The organism is Streptomyces yokosukanensis (assembly GCF_001514035.1).
GTDB classification, from domain to species: domain Bacteria; phylum Actinomycetota; class Actinomycetes; order Streptomycetales; family Streptomycetaceae; genus Streptomyces; species Streptomyces yokosukanensis.
The window spans coordinates 1-21,134 of the sequence record NZ_KQ948231.1; the positions used below are offsets into that span (position 1 = coordinate 1).

A 21,134-nucleotide genomic window follows, 5' to 3' on the forward strand; every position below is an offset into this window, starting at 1 on the left:
CTCGTGCATCAGACCCTCCCGCATTGGTCGTGAGGCGTGTTGGCCTGGCTCCTGAGGGAAGGGCCCGCTTCGCGGAGCTGCGCTAGTAGTAGCCCTTCGTGCCGTCGAGCAGCTCCCGGACGATGTCCGCGTGCCCCGCGTGTCGCCCCGTCTCCTCGACGAGGTGGATCAGCATCCAGCGGAGGTTGGCGCTGCCGTCGCGGAAGTCGGGGTGGCGGCCGGCGTCGTCCAGGTCGGCCGCGGCAACGATCTCGTTGCTGCGGGCGCACTGGGCCTCGTACTCCGCGAGGAGCTCTGCGAGGCAGCGGCCGTCGGTGTGCCAGTCGGCGTTCTTGCTTGACTCGTCGAATGCGGGGTTCTGCTTCTTGTCGCCGCCGAGGAACACCACTTCCAGCCATATGTGCTCGGTCCAGCGCATGTGGGAGATGAGACCGGCCATCGTCATGGCCGGTGAGGTCGGGATGACCGGGCGGCGCGCGTCCTCGTCGCTCAGCCCTTTGCATTTCCAGCGCAGGATCTGCCGCTGCAGGTCCAGCCAGCCGATGAGCGCGGTGCGTTCGTCCGCTTGGAGCGGGGGGCGTTCCAGTTCCGATGACATGCCGGCGCACGCTACCAGAGCGGTCGGGATAGGGACCTGGATGACGGGGGCTCTTCCTCGATTTACGATCTTGGTCACGGTTGGGGACATCGGGGTGTTACTGGTGATCTTCGCATGATGCCGCGGGGCGGGCCCTCCTCTCCGCAGTTCAAGGCGTCGACCCAGCGACATCACGAATCAAACCTCAGTAACTGCAACGTGCCGTTACCGACTGTCCGTTCAGAACTCGCTGTTGGCCTAGTGATCGATACGGTGAGCGGTGACCGTCGTCTCAGGGGAGGGGACCCATGGATCTCAAAGAGGGATATCAGGCTCTGGTGCGTGGCGCGATGTTGGTCGCCGAGTCTGCTGAGGACGCCTACCGGCTAGGTGCCCTTGACCGCTTCCTCAAGCCATGGGTCCGGGGCAGACTGCACTCGCTGGGCGGTCTGCTCGACAGTTGCGACACCAGACGTCAACTGGCTGAGGACACAAGAGTCCTCGCCCAGACGGCCGCTGAGTACTCGGAACTGCGGAACCAACTGTTCTCGGACGTTCACCACACACGCCCGGAGCCGCCCTGGCGAGTCGTGGGACAGAGAACGATGGCAATCCGGGCACAGTCCGGAGTGCTGCTGCGACAGCCGACATACATCCTACGGCGACTGGATGCTGACTCGGATGTCCCCGGCGCAGCAACCTGGGACTTCACCGTGATCGATAATCCGTCTGACCCAGCAGACGAGGGCACGTCGTTCGTAGTCATGGTGTCGACGAGTGACCAGCCCGGTGGAGTACCCGTTCAGGTGTCCAAAGAGCTTGAGGGCGAGCGAGCGTGGTACCAGCAGTTGGAGTACGGCTTCTACGCCCTGGGAATCACGCCTTTTCTCACTGCGATCTACGGTCCGGATCGCCATAGGAGGCCGGCGACCGGCGACGGCCTCACCAGTTGACCCACCAACACCCCATGCCGGGAATCCGCCATACCGTCCGGCTCGATGGCCAGGGTATTCCTGTGGTCACCGAGCCGGACGAAGCGGCTCTGCGCCGGGTTGCCAGATCCCCACGATCCCGGCTTCGAGGTCGGCGATGCGGCGGTCCTGGAAACGAAGGTTGGAGTCGGCAGCATGGAGGCGTTCACCGAGGGTGCGGTTGTCGGCGGTGACCTGCCGGACTCGCTATTTGAGGGTGGTGTTCTCGGTGGTGATCCGCTGGATGGTCCCCTCGGGCCACTTGGCTTCGAAGTCCCTGATTTGACCCAGGAGTTCACCAATGCGAGTGCGCTGGGTGCGGTCCTCGTGTAGGCGGCCTTGAGCGCATCCTCGGCGTTCAGCGCGCGTTCGCGTCAGGTTGCCTCGTGTTCGTTGTCCTGCTCGACGAGGATCCCTGACCGGCGTTCGCCGACCTCCGTCATCGCCGAAGCGATGGCGGCCCGGGCATCGGGGTTGCCGTAGAGCAAGGTACGCCGGGGGGGCAACGGCGACGACGCTAGCACGTCAAGGTGCAACAGCCATCCCTCAGGATGGCGAACTCGCGGCGGGAGTCAGTCGAATCCTTCACTGCTCGCCACCTGCAACGACGGACACGCCCGCCGGTCCGACTCACGCGACCGCTGGCCCGGAGGCCGTCCGGGGGACAGGCGGGGGACAGAAGGGCAAAGAAGATCAAGGAAAGGTACGGAAAGACAGGTAACAAATCCACCCAGACTGGCGGCAATGTGTCGGCGTGCGCTGGGCCGCTGATGCGGTCAGGCCCCCCGCTGCCGCAGCGTCGACCCCCCTCTGCCCTTCACGACCTCCAGCTGGGCGTGGATGCGACGCCGCAGGTCGGGGACGTGGCTGACGATGCCCACGCTGCGGTCGCGTTCGCGCAGGGAGTCGAGGACGTCCAACACCTCGTCGAGGGTCTGGTCGTCGAGGCTGCCGAAGCCCTCGTCGATGAAGAGGGTGTCGAGGCGGACGCCGCCGGCCTCGTCGGTGACGACGTCCGCGAGGCCGAGGGCGAGGGCGAGGGAGGCGAAGAAGGTCTCGCCGCCGGAGAGGGTGGCGGTGTCGCGTTCGCGGCCGGTCCAGGCGTCGACCACGTGCAGTCCGAGTCCGCTGCGGCCGCGTCCGGCGCGGTCGTCGGAGTGGACGAGGGTGTAGCGACCCGACGACATGCGGTGCAGTCGGGCGGTCGCGGCGGCGGCGACCTGCTCCAGGCGGGCCGCGAGCACATAGGACTCGAGGCGCATCTTGCGTTCGTTGTCGGCGGCGGTGCCCGCGGTGAGGGCGGCGAGGCGGGCGACGCGGTCGTACTCCTCGCGGAGCGGGGCGAGTCGGCGTACGGCGCCGGTGGCGTGCGCGGAGAGGCGGTCCAGCTCGGCGCAGCAGCGGGCGGCCGCGTCCCGTGCGGAGGCCGCCGCGCGCAGCCGGTGTTCGGCGCCGGCCGCCGCGCGCTCGGCCGCGGCCGGGTCGGCGGCCGGTCGCCGGGCGGCATCGGCGGTGTCGGCCTCCGCGAGCATCGCGCGGACAGTGGCCTCCTCCGTCTGCCAGGCGTCCAGCCGGTGCTGCAGCTCGCGGTGGGCCGCGGCGTCGAGGAGGGCTGCGGCCGCGGCCTGCGGGGTGTCGAAACCGGCCCGGTAGGCGGCGTCGGCGAGGCGGGCGTCGGCGTCCTTCAGGCGCTGGGCGGTGTCCTCGGCGGTGCGCGCGGCGTCGGCGGCGTCGGTGAGCAGCGCCACCTGTCGCTCCAGCTGTGCGGCACGCGCGGCCACGCTGCCGAAACCGCTCCTCGCCTCGGTCAACTCCCTTTCCGTCTGCGCCTGTTCACGCTCCAGGCTCTCGCGCCGGGTGAGCCGGGAGGCGGCCCGTACGGCGGCCTGTCGGCTGTCGGCGAGACGCTGCTCTCGCTCGCGCTCGGCGCGTCGCAGCTCTTCATGGGCGGCGTGCAGGGCGGAGGCGGCACGGCGGGCGAGGGCGTAGTCCTGCTCCAACTCGGCGACCTTCGCTTCGAGTTGTGGGGTGGGGATGTCGCCGGCCTCGGCGGTGGCGGCGGCCAGGGCCTCGCGGACGACGCCGAGCCGCCGTTCGTCCTCGGCGCGCTGCTCCTCGGCGCGCTGGTGGGCGGCGAGGGCGCGGTCCTCGCTCTCGCGGTCGACGTGTCCGGCGACCTTGCGGGCCGGTGCGGGGTGTTCGGTGGCTCCGCAGACCGTGCAGGGCTCGCCGTCAGTGAGATGGGCGGCCAGCTCCGCGGCGATGCCGTTCAGGCGCTGTTCCTTGAGGTCGAGCCAGTGGCCGCGGGCGTCGAGGGCGCGCTGCTCGGCGGCGAGCGCCCGGTGTTGCGCGTCCTCCAGGTCCGCGGCCAGCTCGTCGCGGGTGCGGGCCGCGCCGAGGCGTCCGCGCATGGGGTCCCGCTGCACGGCGAGCCGCTCGGCGCGGGTGGTGGCCTCCTGGGCGGCGTCGACGCGGGACTGCAGTGTCGCGCGCGTGGCGTCCCACGCGGCGAGCCAGGTCTCGGCCTCGCGGAGCACGTCCTCGTCGGCGCGCTCCTGACGGTCCAACCCACCGCGTTCCGTGGCCAGTTCGACGAGCCGCCGCTCGGCGCGGCGGGCCGCGTCCAGGCCGCCCAGCTCCTCGGCGGACCGGCGGGCGGCGGTGGCGAGTCCGGCCGCGCCCGCGTCGGCGTAGGAGTCGGGCAGTGCGCCGCGCGCCTGTGCCTCGGCGCGGGCCGCCCGGTGGCGCTCCTCCTCGGCGGCCTCCCGAAGCTCCAGGGCGGGCGCGACCGCCTCCGCCTTGCGGGCCCGCTCCATGCGCTGCTGTGCCTCGCGGTGGGCGCCGGCCCGCTCCTGGAGCCGCTCGGCGCGCTGCCGGGCCTCGGCGAACCGGCTCTGCAGTCGGACGAGTTCGCGTACGTCCTCCAGGGCGCGCCGGGTCTCTGCGTGGGCGGACTCGGCGGCGGCGAGGCGCAGATGGGCGACGGTGAGGCGTTCGCGGGCGGTGGCGCGCGCGACGGCGGCGGCGCCGAGCACCGCGGCGGCCAGGCCGGGATCGCCGGGGGCCAGCTCGGGCAGGTCCATGGCCTCGCCGGCCGCCTGCTGCATGCGGTGGGCGTCGGCGAGCAGTGCCGTGTCGCCGTCCCGCACACGTGCCTCGGTGGCGCGGCGGCGTTCGGCGAGGCGCCTTTCGACGTCGGCGAAGCGCTGGGTGTCGAAGAGGCGGCCCAGCAGTCGGCCGCGGGCCTCGGCGTCGGCGCGCAGGAAGCGGGCGAAGTCGCCCTGGGGCAGCAGCACGACCTGGCAGAACTGCTCACGGCTCATGCCGAGGAGTTGGGTGATCTCCTCGCCGATCTCCTGGTGGGAGCGGCTGCGGTCCTTCCAGAGGCCGGCCGCGGCGTCGTACTCGCGCAGCCAGGTCTGGGCCTTGTCGACCGTCGTGCCCGTGCCGCGCAGTTTGGGCCGCTCCCAGGGCGGCTGCCGGGTGATCTCCAGTCGGCGTCCGGCGACGGTGAGGGCGAGGCGGACCTCGGTGCGGGTGCGCGGCTCGGCGTGGTCGCTGCGCAGGTTCATGCCCTGGCCGCTCTGCCGGGCGCCGGGGACGGAGCCGTACAGCGCGTAGCAGACGGCGTCCAGGACGGAGGTCTTGCCGGCGCCGGTGGGGCCGTGCAGCAGGAAGAGCCCGGCGGCGGACAGGGCGTCGAAGTCGACGGCCAGGGAGCCGCCGAAGGGCCCGAAGGCGGTGATGTCGAGCCGGTGCAGCCTCATCGTGCCACCTCCCGCACGGCGTCGTGGGCGCGCACGGCGTCGAACGCCTCGCGCAGGACGGCCGTCTCGCGGTCGTCGGGCCCGGCGCCGCGCACATGGGCGACGAAGTCCTGGGCGATCTGCTGGTCGCTGCGGCCGGCGAGGCGCCGCGCGTACGACACCAGAGGGTCGTCCGGGGCCCGCTCGGGGGCGAAGGCGAGGCTGAGGGTGTGCGGGAAGCGCTCGGTGAGCCGGGCCATGGGTTCGGCGGGCCGGACCGGGTCGGTGAGGGTGGCCTCCACCCAGGCGTCCTCGTGGCGGGCCAGCGCCGGGTCGGCGAGGAGGTCGTCCAGCGGGCCCCGGATGCGGGCCAGCGGGCGGGGCACCGGGCAGTCGACGCGCTCGGCGGCGACGGAGCCGTCGGCGCCGAGGTCGATCAGCCACATGCTCTTGCGGTGGTCGGCCTCGGAGAAGGAGTAGGCGAGCGGGGAGCCGGAGTAGCGCACGCGCTCGGTGATGGCCTGGCAGCCGTGCAGGTGGCCGAGCGCCGCGTAGTCGACGCCGTCGAAGACCCCGGCCGCCACCGCGGCGACCCCGCCGACGGTGATGTCCCGCTCGCTGTCGCTGGCCTGGCCGCCGGTGACGAAGGCGTGGGCGAGGACGACCGAACGGGTGCCGGGCGCGCGGGTGGCGAGGTCGGCGCGGACGCGCTCCATGGCGGCGCCGAGCACCGCTTCGTGACCGGCCTTCTCGACCGCGAACTCGTCCTTCACCAGGGCCGGTTCGAGATACGGCAGGCCGTAGAAGGCGACGTCGCCGTGGGCGTCGGTCAGCAGGACCGGGTTGCCGACGGCGGACGGCTCGGTGCGCAGGTGGATGCCGGCGCGGTCGATGAGTCCGGCACCGACGCCGAGGCGGCGGGCCGAGTCGTGGTTGCCGGAGATCATCACCGTGGGCACGCCCAGGTCCGCGAGGCGGTGCAGGGCGTCGTCGAACAGCTCGACCGCGGCGAGCGGGGGCACCGCGCGGTCGTACACGTCACCCGACACGATCACCGCGTCCACCTCGCGCTCACGCACGGTGGTGACGAGGTGACCGATGAACTCGGCCTGGGCCCCGAGCATGTTCACCCGGTGGAAGGCCCGGCCGAGATGCCAGTCGGACGTGTGCAGCAGTCTCATGATCCCCGAGGGTAACGGCCGGGTCTGACATCACGGGCGACAAGTCACGGGCGGTACGTCCCGTATCGACCCGCGACGACCCGCCGACCCCGCACCCCTTACGTCTACAGATACGTCATACGTCTACGTCTTCATGTCCGATGAGTTCGGGTTCGTGCCCGATGATTCGGGATGTCAGGCGTCTCCGTAGGCTTCTCCGCCCAGTTCGAATCCCGCCGTACCCGCGGTCACGTCCGCCAGCCAGGCGCGAAAGGCGTCCACGTCGGCGTCGGGCAGGCCGATCTCGATGCTGACGGCCTCGCCGTAGCGGACGTCTCGGACCTCGCGGCCGGTGGCGCGCAGATCGTTCTGGACCTTGCCGGCGCGCTGGTGGTCGACTGTCACCGTGGCCAGCCGGAAGCGGCGGCGGGTGCGGGTGCCGAGGGTGTCGAGTGCCTCGCCGACGGCGCCGCCGTAGGCGCGGATGAGTCCGCCGGCGCCGAGCTTGACGCCTCCGTAGTAGCGGGTGACCACCGCGACGACGTAGCGCATCTCACGGCGCAGCAGCATCTGCAGCATGGGGACGCCGGCGGTGCCGCCCGGTTCACCGTCGTCGCTGGCCTTCTGCACGCGGGCGTCGGCGCCGACGACGTACGCCCAGCAGTTGTGGGTGGCGTCGGCGTGCTCCTTACGCACGGAGGCGATGAAGTCCTGCGCCTCCTGCTCGGTGGCGGCCGGGGCGAGGGCGCACAGGAAGCGGGAGCGGTTGATCTCGATCTCGTGCACGCCCGCGCGGGCGACTGTGCGGTACTCGTCCTGCATCCCGTCAGCCTATGCGCTCCCCCGCGAGCGCCGGGACGGGCGGTGCCGCCGAGCAGTCGGGCATGTCACTCCCTGTGCCCGCGCGGCACCGTGAACGACGTCAGCAGCCCCCCGGCCGGTCCGAGGGCCGGCCAGCCGGTGCCGTGCCAGGACAGGACGGCGATCGCGGACGTGGGGAACTTCGTCCGCACCTGGTCCAGGGTGTCGTCGAGCCCGTCCCGGGCCAGCTCCAGGACCAGTTCCTCCAGTCCGGGGTTGTGCCCGACCACCAGCAGCGTCTCCACCTCGGGCGGCGCCTCGCGGATCACCTCCAGGAGATCCGGTACGTCCGCCCCGTACAACCGGGAGTCGTACCGCACCGGCGGCGGAGTGCCCCACTCGGCGGAGGCCAGCTCCCAGGTGCGGCGGGCGCGCACGGCCGTGGAGCACAGGGCGAGGTCGGGCAGGCAGTCGGCCTCGGCGAGGGCGCGGCCGGCGGCGGGGGCGTCCCGCAGGCCGCGTGACGCGAGCGGCCTGCGGTGGTCCTCGACGCCCTCCGGCCAGGCGGACTTCGCATGCCGCAGCACCACCAGGCGGCGCAGCGGGCCGGTGCCCGCGCGCGTGATCATGCGAGGCTCCCGAGGTCGCGGGCGAGGTCGAGGGCCAGCAGGCGGTCGGCGTAGACGTAGGTCTCGAAGCGGGCCCCGTCGGGCAGGTCGGGGGCGCCTTCGACGTCCCGCAGCACGTCCAGCACGGCGGGCAGGTCCAGATCGTCCTCCCACGCGGCGCGCAGCCGTGCCCGCGCCTCGTCGGGCACCGGCCGCGACGGCCGCCGGGCCCAGCCGGCCACGGCGCGCCGCCAGCGCGCCAGCTCCCCGGCGGCCTCGGCCAGCGCCGAGGGGTCCAGCCGGACCGGCACGCGACGCGGCACGGCGATCAGGGCGAGCCGGAGGGCTGCGGGGTCGTCGAGCAGGGGCTGGAGCGCGGGGTGGGGTGCGGGGTGGGGTGCGGGGTGGGGTGCGGGGTGGGGTGCGGGTTCGGGGGCGAGGCCCGGGGCGGGTGCAGGAGCGGGTTCGGGAGCACGCGCGGGAGCGTGGCCCGCAAGGTCCTGCTGCGCGGCGCCACCGGGTCTTCCGGACCCACCGGCGGACGGGGCCGCGTCCTTCGGCGAGGACGGCTCCGCGGACGGCTCCGCGGACGCCGCCGCCCGGTCCCTCGGCGGCTCCCCCAGCCACTCCACGGGCGCCACGGCCACCACGGGACCGCCGCCGGGGACGTCCGCGCCCTCGGCCGTCACATGGATCGCCTGCGCCTCCCCCAGCCCCGACGCCAGGTCGCGGCCGTCCTCGAAGGGGCGGATGGACAGGGTGGTCGCCGCTGTGCGCAGTTCGGCGTGCCGGTCGGGGGCGGTCAGGATCGTCCAGACCGGGGTGCCGCCCAGTTCCAGGGCGCGGACGAGCAGGTCGGCCGTGAGCAGCACCCGCAGCGCCGTCGGGTCGAGGCCTGAGGCACGGGCCTCGACGCGGGTCAGACCGCGGCGGGCGGGCGCGGCGGGGACGGGCTCACCGGTTCGGGCGTCGAGGATGTGCAGCACGGGCTGAGCGTAGGCGGGCGGACGGCACTACGCAGGCACCTTGCGCCGATTCCGGACGTGGTGGCGAGACGGCGGGCCGGGAATCCGGACCCGGCGGGGTGCTGTTGGCGACGGAAGGAGTTCCCCGTAGCCCGAGGAGGCGGCCGTGTACGACGACGAGGCGACGATCCGCAGGATCCTGACCGAGCTGGGCGACACCTGGGCGGTGGTGGGCCTGTCCGGCAACCGGAGCCGGGTCGCGTACCGGGTGGCGCAGGTGCTCCAGCGGTACGGCAAGCGGATCGTGCCGGTGCACCCCAGGGCCGAGACGGTGCACGGCGAGCGGGGCTACGCCTCGCTCGCGGACATCCCCTTCGACGTCGACGTGGTCGATGTCTTCGTCAACAGCGAGCTGGCCGGAGCGGTGGCCGACGCGGCAGCGGCGAAGGGCGCGCGGGCGGTCTGGTTCCAGCTCGGTGTCGTGGACGAGGCCGCCTGCGCGCGGACCAGGGCGGCCGGTCTGGACATGGTGATGGACCGTTGCCCGGCTATCGAATTTCCCCTGCTCGGGTAGCCGATACCAGCGAATCTCTCCTTCTACTCACAATTCACTGATGAATATTGACATTCCGAGCGGGCATCTGACCTGTGACAAGTCAGTGACCGACCGTGCGCTCAAGACAGCCAAGATCTAAGGTCAAAACTTGGTTAACAGTCTTTTGCTCGCTCGGAAAGTCTCCCTAGCCTGTGGCCTCCTTCCCCGTTAAACCTGCGTTTACGATCTGAGAGGCCCCTTGACATGGCGAATGTCGACCAGGCTGCACCGGTAGCCACAAGCGACACCGGTGGTCTGCGCCGAGACGTCGGACTCATCGGTCTGATGTGGGCCTCCGTCGGCTCGATCATCGGCTCCGGCTGGCTCTTCGGCGCCGAGAAGGCTGTCGTGGCGGCCGGCCCCGCTGCGATCATCTCGTGGGTGATCGGTGCGGTGGCGATCGTGCTGCTCGCGCTGGTGCACGCCGAACTCGGCGGCATGTTCCCGGTGGCGGGCGGCACCGCTCGCTACCCGCACTACGCCTTCGGCGGCCTGGCCGGCATGTCCTTCGGCTGGTTCTCCTGGCTCCAGGCCGCGACGGTGGCTCCGATCGAGGTCGAGGCCATGATCGGCTACGCCAAGCACTGGCACTTCGCCGACGGCCTGCAGAACACCAACGGCACGCTCACGACCAGCGGCATCGCCGTCGCGGTCGTCCTCATGGCCGTGTTCGTCGCGGTGAACTTCCTCGGCGTCCGCATCCTGGCGCACACCAACAGCGCCGCCACCTGGTGGAAGATCGCGGTTCCGCTCGCGGCGATCTTCATCATCGCCATCGGCAACTTCCACCCCGCCAACTTCACCTCCGAGGGCTTCGCGCCGTTCGGTGCCAAGGGCGTCCTCACCGCGATCAGCTCCAGCGGCATCATCTTCGCGCTGCTCGGCTTCGAGCAGGCGATCCAGCTGGCCGGCGAGAGCCGCAACCCCAAGCGTGACCTGCCGCGCGCGACCCTCGGGTCGGTCGCGATCGGCGCCGTGATCTACGTCCTGCTCCAGGTCGTCTTCATCGCCGCCCTGCCGCACGCCTCCTTCGCGAAGGGCTGGGCGAACCTGGCCTACGCCGGTATCAGCGGCCCCTGGGCGGGTCTCGCCTCGCTGGTCGGCCTCGGCTGGCTGGCCTGGGTCCTGTACGCCGACGCGATCATCTCCCCCGGCGGCACCGGCCTGATCTACACCACCGCCACCTCCCGTATCTCCTACGGTCTGGCCAAGAACGGCTACGCCCCGAAGGTCTTCGCCAAGACCGACGCGCGCGGTGTCCCGTGGTTCGGCCTGGCGATGTCGTTCGTGACCGGTGTGATCTGCTTCGCGCCGTTCCCGAGCTGGCAGACGCTGGTCGGCTTCATCACCTCGGCGAGCGTGCTGATGTACGCGGGCGCCCCGCTGGCCTACGGCGTCTTCTCGGACCGGCTGCCGAACCACGACCGTCCGTACAAGCTGCCCTTCGGCAAGTTCATCTCGCCGCTGTCCTTCGTGGTCGCCAACCTGATCATCTTCTGGTCCGGCTGGGACACCCTGTGGCGCCTGGGCTGCGCGATCCTGATCGGCTACGCGCTGCTCGGCTCCTACGCCGCCTACGCCATCCGCAAGGGCCTGCCCGACGCCCCCCGGCTGGACTTCAAGGCCGCGCAGTGGCTGCCGCCCTACCTGCTGGGCATCGGCGTGATCTCCTACCTGAGCACCTTCGGCGGCAACGGTGATCTGCCGCTGTGGTGGGACATGCTGGTCGTCACGGTGTTCTCGCTCGGCATCTACTTCTGGGCCAAGGCGACCGCCTCCAAGCCCGAGGCGATCGAGCGCAGCATCGAGGAGGTCGTGGTCACCGACGCCCCGGCGCACTGATCACTCCGCTCCCCCTGGTGTCCCGTCAGCCGGATCCGGCTGACGGGACACCGTCATAATGCGGGGGTGATCTCCCCTTCCCCCCACCTCAACTCCGCGCCCGGGCAACGCCGTACGGAGGAACGCCGTACGGTCGTCGTCGTGGGCGCCGGGCCGGCCGGGCTCACCGTCGGCAACATCCTGCGGGCCGCCTCCGTGGACTGTGTCGTCCTGGAGACCGGGAGCAGACAGTTCATCGAGACACGGCCCCGGGCCGGCGTCATCGAGGAATGGGCGGTACGCGAACTCGACCGGCGCGGACTCGGCGAACGGCTGCGGCAGCGCGCCGAGCCGCACAGCGTCTGCGAGTTCCGCTTCGGCGGCGAACGCCACCGCTTCCCGTACGCCGAGCTGACCGGCAGCCATCACCATGTCTATCCGCAGCCGCTGCTGGTGACGGACCTGGTGCGGGAGTACGCCGACGTGCGCGGCGGCGACATCCGCTTCGGCGTGCGCGATGTCGCCCTCCACGACCTGGACTCGGAGCGGCCCGCGGTCTCGTACCGGTGCCCCGAGACGGGTGAACGGCGGCTGCTGCGCTGCGACTTCGTCGCCGGCTGCGACGGCGCGCGCGGCGTGACGCGGGACGCGATACCGGCCGGGCAGCGGCGGATCGCGCGGCAGGACGACGGCATCGGCTGGCTGGCCCTGCTCGCCGAGGTGCCGCCGTCGACCGACTGCGTCCTGTTCGGCGTCCATCCGCGCGGTTTCGCCGGGCAGATGCCCCGCAGCCCCGGGGTCACCCGGTTCTACCTCCAGTGCCCGCCCGGTGACGATCCGGAGAACTGGTCGCACGACCGGGTCTGGACCGAGTTGCGCGCGCGGCTCGCCGCGGCCGGAGCGCCGCCGCTCACCGAGGGCCGGCTGATCGAGAAGCGCGTCCTGGACATGCACCACTACGTCGTCGAACCGCTCGCCCACGGGCGGCTGTTCCTCGCCGGGGACGCCGGTCACCTGGTCGCGCCCATCGCCGCGAAGGGCATGAACCTCGCCCTGCACGACGCCTTCCTGCTCGGCGACGCGCTCGCCGCCTGTGTGACGCGGGGCGACCGCGACGGTCTGGAGGGCTACTCGGCGGCGAGTCTGCGCCGGGTGTGGGACTACCAGGAGTTCTCGCAGTGGCTGTCGGACATCTATCACGGTGTCGCGTCGGACGACCCGTTCCGCACCGGCACGACACTGGCCCGGCTGCGGCGGCTGTTCACCTCACCGGCCGCGGCGGCGGCCTTCGCCGAGCAGTACCTGGGTGACGCGGGCGCCTACTGAGGTCCGGCGGGCGGCCCGGCGGGTGCGCGCACGGCCGCACGCCGACAGCCCGCCGCGGCCCGGTCAGCGCACCGGCGGCACCGAGACGGCCATCACCATGTCCATCGGTACGTCCCCCTCGTTGCCGTAGGTGTGCTGGGTGCTCGCCTCGAACGCGGCGCTGGCGCCGGTCGGCACGAGGTGCTTCACCCCGTCCACGGTGAGGGTCAGTTCACCCGCGGTGACATGGACGAGTTCCACCGTGCCCACCGGGTGCGGCTCGGAGGGGCTCTGCTCGCCGGGCATCAGCCGCCAGTCCCACATCTCCAGCGGTCCGGGCGCCTCGGTGCCCGCCAGGAGGCGGTTGTAGCTGCCGGCATCCGTGTGCCACAGCCGTACGGCCTGCTCGGCGGGGACGATGCGGACGGTGCTGCCCTGTTCGTAGTCGAGCAGGGTGGTGATGCTGATGCCGAGCGCGTCGCCGATCTTGACGACGGTGCCGATGCTGGGGTTCGTCCGGGCCTGCTCGATCTGGATGAGCATGCCACGGCTGACTCCCGCGCGGGCGGCGAGCGTGTCCAGGGTGAAGCCGCGCTCGGTGCGCCAGCGCTTGACGTTGCGCGCCAGGGACTGGGTCAGCAGGTCGAGGTCCGACACATCACGTCCATCGATGAGAGTTCAATATATGAGATGACAGGGTTCAATGGGGTGAACTACGGTGGGGTGTACCCGGTCGTTCACCAAACTGTACTGCGAGGCCCGCCATGACCGCGTTCTTCGCCCTCACCACCAGCCTCCTGTGGGGGCTGGCCGACTTCGGCGGAGGGCTGCTGACCCGGCGTACGCCCGCGCTGACGGTCGTGGTCGTCTCGCAGGCCGTCGCGGCGGCGGTGCTGGGTGCGATCGTCGTCGCGACCGGCGGCTGGAGCGAGGCCGGGCCCCGGCTGTGGTTCGCGTTCGCCGCGGGAGCGGTGGGGCCGGTGGCCCTGCTCTGCTTCTACCAGGCGCTCGCGCGCGGCCCGATGGGGGTCGTCTCGCCGCTCGCCACACTGAGCGTGACCGTGCCGGTCGGCGTGGGCCTGTTCCTCGGCGAACGACCCGGGCCGCTCCAGTTCGCCGGCATCGCGGTCGCCGTCGCCGGTGTCGTCCTCGCGGGCGGTCCGCAGCTGCGGGGCGCGGCCGTACAGCGTCGCACGATCCTGCTCACGCTGGTCGCGGCGCTGGGCTTCGGTGCGGTCTTCGCCCTGATCGCCGAGGCCTCCACCGATGTCACCGGCCTGTTCCTCGCCCTCTTCGTACAGCGGCTGACGAGCGTCGCCGTCGGCGCGGGCGCGCTGGCCGTCTCCGTCCGGCGGGGCGGCCGGGCGGTGCCGCGGAGCGGCTTCCCCTGGGCCTCGCTGCCCGCGCTGGCCTTCGTCGGGCTCGCCGACGTCGCCGCGAACGGCACCTACGCGATCGCCGCCCGGCACGGCCCGGTGACCGTGGCGGCCGTTCTCGCCTCGTTGTATCCGGTGGTGACCGCGCTGGCCGCGCGCGGCTTTCTCCGTGAGCGGCTGCGCACGGTGCAGGCGGCGGGCGCGGGGCTCGCCCTGGTCGGCACGCTGCTCCTCGCGACCGGCTGAACACGCTGATCCTCGCGACCGGCCGAAACCGGCCTCCGGCCGAGGCGACTTCCGGCCACGGGAGCCGGGCTGGTCAGCTCTCCGTCTCGAGGTCCGCGAGGCGGGCCACGGCAGCCTCGTCCAGGTCGGCCAGCGCGCGCAGCTGATCCGGTGTCGTCCCGTCCGGGATCGGCACCGGGGCGGGGGTCCGCAGCGGCGGCTGCCAGCCGTCCTCGGCCGTCCAGCGCCGCACGACGCGGGCGGGCGCACCGGCCACCACGGCGTGATCGGGCACCGTGCCCCGCACCACCGCGCCGGCCGCGACGACCACGTTCCGGCCGATCCGCGCCCCCGGCAGGATCACCGCGCCGGTGCCGATCCAGCAGCCGGGGCCGATCTCCACGGCCTCCATGCGCGGCCACTGCCTGCCGATCGGCTGGTGCGGGTCGTCGTAGGAGTGGTTGGTGGAGGTGACGTAGACGTACGGGCCGAAGTAGCAGTCCCGGCCGATGGTGACCGTCGTGTCCGCGATGACATGGCTGCCGCGGCCGAGGACCACTCCGTCGCCGATGCGCAGGATGGGGTCGGGGCCGAGGTCCAGGTCCGGCATCAGGCCGGCGGTCAGGGTGACCTGCTCGCCGACGATGCAGTGGGAGCCGAGGTGGATCCAGGGCTCGCCGAAGACCGTGCCGAGCGGGAAGGCGAGGCGGGTGGCCTCGCCGATCGAGCCGAACCGGAACCCTGCCGGGTGCTCGGCCGTGACCGAGCCCGTGCGCTGGATCCAGGCCCAGGCCTGGTGGACGACACGTTGCGCTGCGCGGCGTCGCCGGAATGAGAACGTGTTCTTCCGCTGGGGCACGGGGGTCACGTTACTAAGCGGGCGCTTTCGGCGAGAGGGCTGCCTGCTGTGATCTTTGCCCCAGCCCATGTCGTACGGTGCGGGGGACGACGACGCGAGGAGAACCGTCATGACACAGCAGGCGCTGATCGTGGGCATCGGCGGCAGGGAGCCCCGGGTCGATCCCGAGGCGTTCGTGGCGCCCACGGCCTCGGTGATCGGGGACGTCACGCTGCATGCCGGGGCCAGCGTCTGGTACGGGGCGGTCGTGCGCGGTGACGTCGAGACGATCACCGTGGGGGCGAACGCGAATGTGCAGGACAACGTGACGCTCCACGCCGATCCCGGGTTTCCCGTCAGCGTGGGTGAGCGGGTGTCCATCGGGCACAACGCGGTGGTGCACGGGGCGAGGGTCGAGGACGACTGCCTGATCGGGATGGGGGCGACCGTGCTGAACGGGGCCGTCATCGGCGCCGGGTCGCTCGTGGCGGCTCAGGCTCTGGTGCCGCAGGGGATGGTGGTGCCCCCGGGGTCGCTGGTGGCAGGGGTGCCGGCGAAGGTCCGGCGGGAGCTGAGCGAGGAAGAACAGCAGGGCGTGACCCTCAACGGCACCCTGTACACGGAGTTGGCGAAGGCGCACAAGGACGTGCATCGGTAGGCCTCGGCGGATGAGGCGGACCGGTGCGGCGGACTCAGTCGCCGGCGCCGACCGGTTCCGCGTCGCACTCGCGCTGCAGCTGGGCCTTCTTCGCCTTGCGCTTGACCAGCAGCATGGAGGCCAGGCCGATCAGGACCGCGGCCGCGAGGCCGACGTAGGAGAACTTCTTCAGCCAGTCCTCGGCGACGACGCCGACGTAGTAGATGACCGCCGTGGTACCGCCCGCCCAGCAGATGCCGCCGAGGACGTTGGCGATCAGGAACTTCCAGTAGGGCATGTGCAGGACGCCCGCGAGGGGGCCGGCGAAGATGCGCAGGAGGGCGATGAAGCGGCCGAAGAAGACGGCCCACATGCCCCACTTCTCGAACGACCGCTCGGCTGTGGCCACATGGCCCTCACCGAAGTGTCTCGGGAACTTCCTGCCGAGCCAGGCGAGCAGCGGGCGGCCGCCCTTGCGGCCGATGGCGTAGCCGATGGAGTCGCCGATCACGGCGCCGGCGGTCGCACAGGCGCCGAGGACGATCGGATTGATGTCCGAGTGCTGGGAGGACATCAGCGCCGCCGAGACCAGGACGATCTCTCCCGGCAGCGGGATGCCCAGGCTTTCCAGGCCGATCACCAAGGCCACCACGGCGTAGACCGCCGCCGCGGGCACCGAGTCGAGCCACTCCTGGACGTGCACCGCCGGTTCCTCCCCTGTCGCTGACCTCGTCTGCCGGGCGCGCACGTAAAGGACGCCCCAAGGGAAGGCTACCTGGTCGGCGGTGAACGGCGGATGGCGCACACCTGCGCGGCGGCACCGTCCCGCCCTCGGGCCTTGGGTTCTCGGACACCCCGGTGTCACGCGGGCGGGGAAGGCTCTCCCGGTATCGCCCGACCCGCCTCCCCCAGGTCCCCGCCCCGGGACCCGCCGCGGAAGGACGACGTCCCCGTGTCCTCACCGTCCCCCTCCCCGCTCTCCTCACTCCCCCTGACCCCGGCCTCCGCGCTCGCGGCTCCGGCCTCCGCGCTCGCGCGGGAGGCGCCGTCGGGAACGCATGCGCCCCGGCCCTCGTCCTTCATGGCGGGCCGGCCCGTACGGCTGGCCCTGTGCCTGGCTCCGCTGCTGCTGGCCGGCGGCTGGGCGGTCGCCAACCGGCCCGTGGTGTACGACGGGATCCGGCGCCTCGTCGCCGCCGATCCCTGGTGGCTGCTGGCCGGCGGCGGTTTCACCTGCCTGAACTGGGTGGCGGCCTCCTTCGTCCGGCAGGGCGCCCTGCCGGACCGGGTCCCACCGGGACTGCTGCTCGCCTCGCAGTTCGCCGCCGGTGCCGCCAACCACGCGCTGCCCGCCGGACTCGGCGCCCACGCCGTCACCGTGCGCTTTCTACGGGCCCACGGGGTGCCGCTGGACCGCGCGACCGCGTCGATCGGCCTGTACTCGCTGGCCAAGTCCTCCGCCAAGACCGTGGTGCTGATGGTCTTTCTCGCCGCGTCACCGGCCTGGCGGCGGCTCGGCGAGCTGGTGCCGGACGGACGGCTGCTGGTGCCGCTCGCCGCGGTCGTGGGCGGCGCCCTCGCGATCGCGGGCATCCTGCTGACGGTCGTACGGCCCTTGCGCCGGCCGGTGACCGGGCTGCTGCGCTCCGCCCTCGCCGACGCGCGGGAGGTGCACAGACGGCCCGCCCGGGTGGTCGCACTGTGGGGCGGGGCGGTCGCCATGCCGCTGCTGCAGGGGACCGCCCTCGCGTGTGTCGGTGCCGCGCTCGGCCTCGGGCTGCCGTGGGCGCACATGGTGCTCGCCTATCTCGCGGCGGGCACGGCCGTCGGGGCGGTGCCCGCGCCGGGCGGGCTCGCGGTCGACGCGGCCCTGGTGTGGACACTGGTCGCCTTCGGGTCCTCACTGACGCTGGCCACCGCGACGGTGATCGGCTACCGGGTGCTGACCGACTGGGTGCCGCTGCTGCCGGGCACCCTGACCCTGTCGGCGCTGATCCGCGCCAAGGCGTTGTGACCCCGGCTCCCCCCCTGCCCGGCTCGGTCTCGGCGAGGTGCCGTCCGTCGCGGGCTCCGGTGCCGGGCCGCGCCGCGATCAGTTCCGGCGCGCCACCAGCCGGTAGGCGTTGGACAGGCCGAGGCGGTGGGACAGGGGGCGGATCGCGAGCCGGTCGAGGAGGGTCGCGGTCAGGAGCGCGGGCACTCCCGCGAGGAGGAGGGCGGTGCGGGCGGTGCGGCCGAGGGCGCCGGGCGGCTCGGGCAGCCAGGGGGCGTCCTCGCGCGGTGCGGTGTGATCGAGGGCCAGCCAGGCGGCGGCGAGCAGATCGACCGGATCGTGTGCCTCGGCGTGCTGCTCGGCGACCACCGTGAAGCCCATCTCGCTCAGCCGCCGCCGCAGGTTGGCGACCGGCATGAAGTGCAGGTGCTGCGGCTGCAGCCAGGGCAGCCACCAGCGGCCGAGCAGCCGGGCGTAACGGCTCTCCGGGTCCGGCACCTCGATGAGGAGGTGACCGCCGGGGCGTACGGCCTCGTGGGCGGCGCGCAGTTCGCGGTCCGGGTCGGTGCTGTGTTCCAGGTAGTGGAACATGCTCACCGCGTCGTAGCGGGCGGCGAGTTCGGGGGCGAGGTCCGGGAAGGCGCCGCGGTAGGCGTGGTCCACGCGGCCCTCGCGGGCGGCGAGTTCGACACCGTCGGTGAAGTCGAGGCCGTCGAAGGAGGTGCCGGGCAGGACGGTCCGGGCCGCCGCGCAGAAGTGGCCGTGGCCGGTACCGACGTCCAGCCAGGTCTTCGGGGCGGGGTCGTGCGGCAGCATCGCCTCGGCGCGGCCCCGGTACATGGCGCCACGGCCGCCGAAGGTGCCGCTCATCCGCTGCTCGCCGAGGCCGTCGTAGAAGTCCCGGTAGTAGAACTCCAGCCCTTCGTCGGTCAGTCGGGGGTTCTGGAAGGTGTGGCCGCAGTCGGCGCAGCGGTCGAGGGTGAAGCGGCCGGGCTTGTGCTGGAGCAGGTCGGTGGTGCGCAGCCGGGTGGCGAGGCGGGCCGAGCCGCACCAGGGGCAGTCGGGGCGGCGGGCGGCGAAGAAGCGGTCCGTGCCGGCGGCCAGATCGCTCCGGTAGGCGGGACGCAGGGCGGCGACGCGAGCCGCCCTCTCCTTCTTGTCGCCCGTCCTCTTGTCGCCCGTGTCGCTCGTCTTGTTGTCGCTCGTGTCGCTCATCGGCTCTCCGCTGCGAGTCGTTCGAGGTGGGCCGCCGCGGCCTGGGCGCCTCCGGCCGCGCGGAACGCGGTGCGGATCCGGGCGGCGGCGGCCCGGTGGACGGGGTCGGTCAGAACGGTGTCGAGGGCCGCGCCGAGCCGGTCCGCGCGGACCCGGCCGAAGCGGACCCGGACGCCGGCGCCCGCGTCCACGACCTGTCCGGCCACCACGGGCTGGTCGTCGCGGATGGGTGCGACGACGAGCGGGACGCCGTGCCACAGGGCCTCGCACACGGTGTTGTGCCCGGCGTGGCAGACGACCGCGTCCGCCCGCTCCAACAAGGGGAGTTGGGGCACCGACGGGACGACCAGGACGTCCTTGTCGTCGGCCGGCACCGCGAGGAGGCCGCCCGGGTCGGCGATCACCGCCTGCACCCGGTCGGCGCGTTCCCCCAGCGCCGTGCGGCACTCGGCGAGGAACCGGCCGCCCGCGTCGGCGTTCGCCGTGCCGAGGGTCACCAGGACCTTCGCCCGGCCCTGGTCCAGGCGTTCCCAGGGGAAGCCGGAACCGGCGGGGCGACCGGCGAGGGACGGGCCGACGTAGTGGATGTGCGGCGCCAACGGCGCCTGGGGGCCGATGAGTTCGGGGGTGCTGAAGACCAGCAGCAGGTGCGGTGAGGAGCGCGGGTCGGCGGTGCCGGACGGGTCGCCGATGCGGGCCCGCAGCTCGGTCAGGCGCTTGCCGAGCCAGACCGCGACCTTCGGCAGTCCGTCGTAGGCGCCGGAGAACTCAGCCGAGGTGGTGGCCGAGGTGGCCCACGGCAGGCCCAGGCGTTCGGCCACCAGGGCACCGGCGAAGGCCTGTTGATCGGCCACGACCACGTCCGGGCGGAACGCCTCGGCCGCCGCGCGGACGCCCGGTGCCATGGCGTCGGCGAGCGGGAGCAGGTACCACTCCCACAGGAACTTCAGCGCCTCCGCGCCCCGCAGGTCCGGCGGCCGTACGACGCCCTCGGCGCCCGGCACCGGACCCGCGCACCCGAACACCTGGGCGTCCGCGCCCGCGAGGCGCCGGACGAGCGCCGGGTCCGCGCACGCCCAGGCCACCCGGTGCCCCCGCGCGGTCAGCCGGGCGGCGACGCCGACGGCCGGGTTGACGTGCCCGGTCAGCGGCGGCACGACGAAGAGGAAGGCGCTCATCCGACCCCCGCCCCGGCACGGATCAGGTCCAGGATGTGCCCGCCGACGGCGGCCGGCGCCTCCACCAGCACCGAGTGCTCGTGGCCGGGCAGCACGACCGCCCGGTAGTCCGTCAGCAGCGCCTCCTTCAGCGGCACCAGGTCCGCGAGGTCCGAGTCACCGCCGTACACGCCGAGGACCGGGCAGTGTACGGCCCTGATCTGCTCCTCGGTCAGCACCCGGCTCGCGGGGATGTCCCGGCCGAGGGTGGTCTCGCGGGCGAGCCGGGCCGCCCCCTTGGCCAGCCGCGCGGTGTTGTGGCCCCGGTGCGCGATGATCCAGGCGAGGGCGTCGGGCTCGTTGTGGGCGAGTTGGGTCATGACCCGGTCGAGGATGCCGCCGAGCTTCGCGGCCCAGGCGGCGGTCGCGGGCTCGGACTCGATCAGCGTCAGCGTGGCCGTACGCTCCGGATGGCGGGCGGCGAAGCCGAAGGCGATGGTGCCGCCGTAGGAGTTGCCGACGAGATGGACGGGCCCGGTGACCGCCAGCCGGTCGAGGAGCGCCTCCAGGTCGTCGATGTTGTGGTCGAGGGTGTAGCCGCGCGGCGGACGCTCGCTGCGGCCGTGCCCGCGCAGGTCGTACATGACGACGTCGAGCCCGGCCGCGGCGAAGCCGGGCGCGACGGTGAAGTAGTAGCTGGCCAGGCTGTCGGTGAGCAGCCCGTGCACCAGGACGACCGTGGCGTGCGGGACGCGGCCGGCGGCCGGTCCCGTGCGCTGGACGTGCAGCCGGACCCCGCCGGCGTCGACCATCGCCACGGCTCAGCCCGCCTGCGTGGTCTTCAGGCTCCACACCACGTGCTCCACGAGCCGGCCGACCGTCAGCTCGATGATCTCGTCGAACTCCATGCCGGCGAGGAACTCGGCGAGGTTGACCCGCTGCCCGTACCGCTCCTCCAGCAGCCCGGCCAGGGTCACGAGGTCGATGCTCTCCAGTTCCAGGTCGCGGTTGAAGGTGGTGGACATGCCGATCAGCGCGTCGTCGTCGCCGTACTCCGCCAGCACCGTGCGGAGCATGCCGGTGACGTCGGCGAGCACGGTGTCCGCGGTGGGCTGCGCCGGGGCCGGCTGGGTGGGGTTCATCG

Annotated in this window: 21 protein-coding genes; 8 read left to right on the top strand and 13 right to left on the bottom strand. The window is 72.7% G+C overall.

Going from position 1 to position 21,134, the window contains the following annotated elements; translation table 11 throughout:
• Positions 1 to 82 precede the first annotated feature (82 nt).
• A complete protein-coding gene (locus AQI95_RS39820) occupies positions 83 to 598 on the bottom strand; it encodes a DinB family protein (RefSeq protein ID WP_067135707.1) in 516 nt (171 codons plus the stop codon).
• 287 nt (positions 599 to 885) lie between these two features.
• Here AQI95_RS39820 and AQI95_RS39825 point away from each other — a divergent pair, with 287 nt between their 5' ends.
• Both AQI95_RS39825 and AQI95_RS47635 read left to right on the top strand, forming a co-directional pair.
• Entirely contained in the window at positions 886 to 1,530 is a 645-nt protein-coding gene (locus tag AQI95_RS39825; RefSeq protein ID WP_067135709.1) for a hypothetical protein, read from the top strand.
• 45 nt (positions 1,531 to 1,575) lie between these two features.
• On the top strand, positions 1,576 to 1,881 hold the full coding sequence (locus AQI95_RS47635; RefSeq protein ID WP_067135711.1) for a hypothetical protein: 306 nt from the start codon (positions 1,576 to 1,578) through the stop codon (positions 1,879 to 1,881).
• A gap of 443 nt (positions 1,882 to 2,324) precedes the next feature.
• Here AQI95_RS47635 and AQI95_RS39835 read toward each other — a convergent pair whose 3' ends face one another.
• From AQI95_RS39835 to AQI95_RS49485, 5 genes are all read right to left on the bottom strand, one after another.
• Entirely contained in the window at positions 2,325 to 5,315 is a 2,991-nt protein-coding gene (locus tag AQI95_RS39835) for an AAA family ATPase (protein WP_067135713.1), read from the bottom strand.
• Positions 5,312 to 6,475, bottom strand: a complete 1,164-nt coding sequence (locus AQI95_RS39840) for an exonuclease SbcCD subunit D (RefSeq protein ID WP_067135715.1) — start codon at positions 6,473 to 6,475, stop codon at positions 5,312 to 5,314. Before AQI95_RS39840 ends, AQI95_RS39835 begins: the two co-directional genes overlap by 4 nt.
• Positions 6,476 to 6,649: 174 nt before the next feature.
• A complete protein-coding gene (locus AQI95_RS39845) occupies positions 6,650 to 7,276 on the bottom strand; it encodes a YigZ family protein (protein ID WP_067135717.1) in 627 nt (208 codons plus the stop codon).
• A gap of 65 nt (positions 7,277 to 7,341) precedes the next feature.
• On the bottom strand, positions 7,342 to 7,884 hold the full coding sequence (locus AQI95_RS39850) for a SixA phosphatase family protein (protein ID WP_067135719.1): 543 nt from the start codon (positions 7,882 to 7,884) through the stop codon (positions 7,342 to 7,344).
• On the bottom strand, positions 7,881 to 8,849 hold the full coding sequence (locus tag AQI95_RS49485) for a hypothetical protein (protein ID WP_244189024.1): 969 nt from the start codon (positions 8,847 to 8,849) through the stop codon (positions 7,881 to 7,883). The genes AQI95_RS39850 and AQI95_RS49485 overlap by 4 nt, the downstream gene beginning before the upstream one ends.
• A gap of 145 nt (positions 8,850 to 8,994) precedes the next feature.
• On the opposite strand from AQI95_RS49485, the gene AQI95_RS39865 reads away from it, so the two are divergent.
• The 3 genes from AQI95_RS39865 to AQI95_RS39875 all read left to right on the top strand — a co-directional run bounded on the left by AQI95_RS39865 (position 8,995) and on the right by AQI95_RS39875 (position 12,570).
• Complete coding sequence (locus tag AQI95_RS39865; protein WP_067135721.1) at positions 8,995 to 9,402, top strand: CoA-binding protein; 408 nt, start codon at positions 8,995 to 8,997, stop codon at positions 9,400 to 9,402.
• A 225-nt stretch (positions 9,403 to 9,627) separates the two neighbouring features.
• A complete protein-coding gene (locus tag AQI95_RS39870) occupies positions 9,628 to 11,265 on the top strand; it encodes an APC family permease (RefSeq protein WP_067135723.1) in 1,638 nt (545 codons plus the stop codon).
• A 66-nt stretch (positions 11,266 to 11,331) separates the two neighbouring features.
• The gene (locus AQI95_RS39875) at positions 11,332 to 12,570 is read left to right on the top strand and encodes a 4-hydroxybenzoate 3-monooxygenase (protein WP_079071853.1); all 1,239 of its coding nucleotides are present in this window, start codon (positions 11,332 to 11,334) and stop codon (positions 12,568 to 12,570) included.
• Between the two features lie 63 nt (positions 12,571 to 12,633).
• On the opposite strand, the gene AQI95_RS39880 is transcribed toward AQI95_RS39875, so the two are convergent.
• Positions 12,634 to 13,206 carry an XRE family transcriptional regulator gene (locus tag AQI95_RS39880; protein ID WP_067135727.1) on the bottom strand — a complete coding sequence of 191 codons (573 nt, stop codon included), beginning with the start codon at positions 13,204 to 13,206 and terminating at the stop codon, positions 12,634 to 12,636.
• A gap of 107 nt (positions 13,207 to 13,313) precedes the next feature.
• Between AQI95_RS39880 and AQI95_RS39885 the strand changes: the two genes are divergently transcribed.
• A complete protein-coding gene (locus AQI95_RS39885; RefSeq protein WP_067135729.1) occupies positions 13,314 to 14,171 on the top strand; it encodes a DMT family transporter in 858 nt (285 codons plus the stop codon).
• Between the two features lie 73 nt (positions 14,172 to 14,244).
• Here AQI95_RS39885 and AQI95_RS39890 read toward each other — a convergent pair whose 3' ends face one another.
• Positions 14,245 to 15,009, bottom strand: coding sequence for an acyltransferase (locus tag AQI95_RS39890; RefSeq protein WP_067135731.1), 765 nt, complete (start codon positions 15,007 to 15,009; stop codon positions 14,245 to 14,247).
• Positions 15,010 to 15,118: 109 nt separating this feature from the next.
• Here AQI95_RS39890 and AQI95_RS39895 point away from each other — a divergent pair, with 109 nt between their 5' ends.
• On the top strand, positions 15,119 to 15,646 hold the full coding sequence (locus AQI95_RS39895) for a gamma carbonic anhydrase family protein (RefSeq protein WP_067135733.1): 528 nt from the start codon (positions 15,119 to 15,121) through the stop codon (positions 15,644 to 15,646).
• Positions 15,647 to 15,680: 34 nt separating this feature from the next.
• On the opposite strand, the gene AQI95_RS39900 is transcribed toward AQI95_RS39895, so the two are convergent.
• A complete protein-coding gene (locus tag AQI95_RS39900; protein ID WP_067135735.1) occupies positions 15,681 to 16,328 on the bottom strand; it encodes a DedA family protein in 648 nt (215 codons plus the stop codon).
• A gap of 249 nt (positions 16,329 to 16,577) precedes the next feature.
• Between AQI95_RS39900 and AQI95_RS39905 the strand changes: the two genes are divergently transcribed.
• Positions 16,578 to 17,639 (top strand): lysylphosphatidylglycerol synthase transmembrane domain-containing protein, encoded by a 1,062-nt coding sequence (locus AQI95_RS39905; RefSeq protein ID WP_067135737.1) that lies wholly within the window; start codon positions 16,578 to 16,580, stop codon positions 17,637 to 17,639.
• A 78-nt stretch (positions 17,640 to 17,717) separates the two neighbouring features.
• On the opposite strand, the gene AQI95_RS39910 is transcribed toward AQI95_RS39905, so the two are convergent.
• Genes AQI95_RS39910 through AQI95_RS39925 form a run of 4 tightly spaced genes read right to left on the bottom strand, consistent with a single transcriptional unit; the run spans position 17,718 to position 21,132 of the window.
• Entirely contained in the window at positions 17,718 to 18,833 is a 1,116-nt protein-coding gene (locus tag AQI95_RS39910) for a class I SAM-dependent methyltransferase (RefSeq protein ID WP_079071855.1), read from the bottom strand.
• The gene (locus tag AQI95_RS39915) at positions 18,830 to 20,011 is read right to left on the bottom strand and encodes a glycosyltransferase (RefSeq protein WP_067135739.1); all 1,182 of its coding nucleotides are present in this window, start codon (positions 20,009 to 20,011) and stop codon (positions 18,830 to 18,832) included. The genes AQI95_RS39910 and AQI95_RS39915 overlap by 4 nt, the downstream gene beginning before the upstream one ends.
• Positions 20,008 to 20,802 carry an alpha/beta fold hydrolase gene (locus tag AQI95_RS39920; RefSeq protein ID WP_425264963.1) on the bottom strand — a complete coding sequence of 265 codons (795 nt, stop codon included), beginning with the start codon at positions 20,800 to 20,802 and terminating at the stop codon, positions 20,008 to 20,010. The genes AQI95_RS39915 and AQI95_RS39920 overlap by 4 nt, the downstream gene beginning before the upstream one ends.
• A gap of 9 nt (positions 20,803 to 20,811) precedes the next feature.
• On the bottom strand, positions 20,812 to 21,132 hold the full coding sequence (locus AQI95_RS39925) for an acyl carrier protein (protein ID WP_067135743.1): 321 nt from the start codon (positions 21,130 to 21,132) through the stop codon (positions 20,812 to 20,814).
• Positions 21,133 to 21,134: the final 2 nt, after the last annotated feature.

Bases quoted from the DNA above. Each gene is read 5' to 3' on its own strand.
- AQI95_RS39925 (WP_067135743.1), bottom strand. From the start codon at position 21,132: ATGAACCCCACCCAGCCGGCCCCGGCGCAGCCCACCGCGGACACCGTG.
- AQI95_RS39825 (WP_067135709.1), top strand. From the start codon at position 886: ATGGATCTCAAAGAGGGATATCAGGCTCTGGTGCGTGGCGCGATGTTG.
- AQI95_RS39870 (WP_067135723.1), top strand. From the start codon at position 9,628: ATGGCGAATGTCGACCAGGCTGCACCGGTAGCCACAAGCGACACCGGT.
- AQI95_RS39910 (WP_079071855.1), bottom strand. From the start codon at position 18,833: ATGAGCGACACGAGCGACAACAAGACGAGCGACACGGGCGACAAGAGG.
- AQI95_RS39835 (WP_067135713.1), bottom strand. From the start codon at position 5,315: ATGAGGCTGCACCGGCTCGACATCACCGCCTTCGGGCCCTTCGGCGGC.
- AQI95_RS39820 (WP_067135707.1), bottom strand. From the start codon at position 598: ATGTCATCGGAACTGGAACGCCCCCCGCTCCAAGCGGACGAACGCACC.
- AQI95_RS39845 (WP_067135717.1), bottom strand. From the start codon at position 7,276: ATGCAGGACGAGTACCGCACAGTCGCCCGCGCGGGCGTGCACGAGATC.
- AQI95_RS39885 (WP_067135729.1), top strand. From the start codon at position 13,314: ATGACCGCGTTCTTCGCCCTCACCACCAGCCTCCTGTGGGGGCTGGCC.
- AQI95_RS39850 (WP_067135719.1), bottom strand. From the start codon at position 7,884: ATGATCACGCGCGCGGGCACCGGCCCGCTGCGCCGCCTGGTGGTGCTG.
- AQI95_RS39840 (WP_067135715.1), bottom strand. From the start codon at position 6,475: ATGAGACTGCTGCACACGTCCGACTGGCATCTCGGCCGGGCCTTCCAC.
- AQI95_RS39915 (WP_067135739.1), bottom strand. From the start codon at position 20,011: ATGAGCGCCTTCCTCTTCGTCGTGCCGCCGCTGACCGGGCACGTCAAC.
- AQI95_RS39920 (WP_425264963.1), bottom strand. From the start codon at position 20,802: ATGGTCGACGCCGGCGGGGTCCGGCTGCACGTCCAGCGCACGGGACCG.
- AQI95_RS39895 (WP_067135733.1), top strand. From the start codon at position 15,119: ATGACACAGCAGGCGCTGATCGTGGGCATCGGCGGCAGGGAGCCCCGG.
- AQI95_RS47635 (WP_067135711.1), top strand. From the start codon at position 1,576: ATGGCCAGGGTATTCCTGTGGTCACCGAGCCGGACGAAGCGGCTCTGC.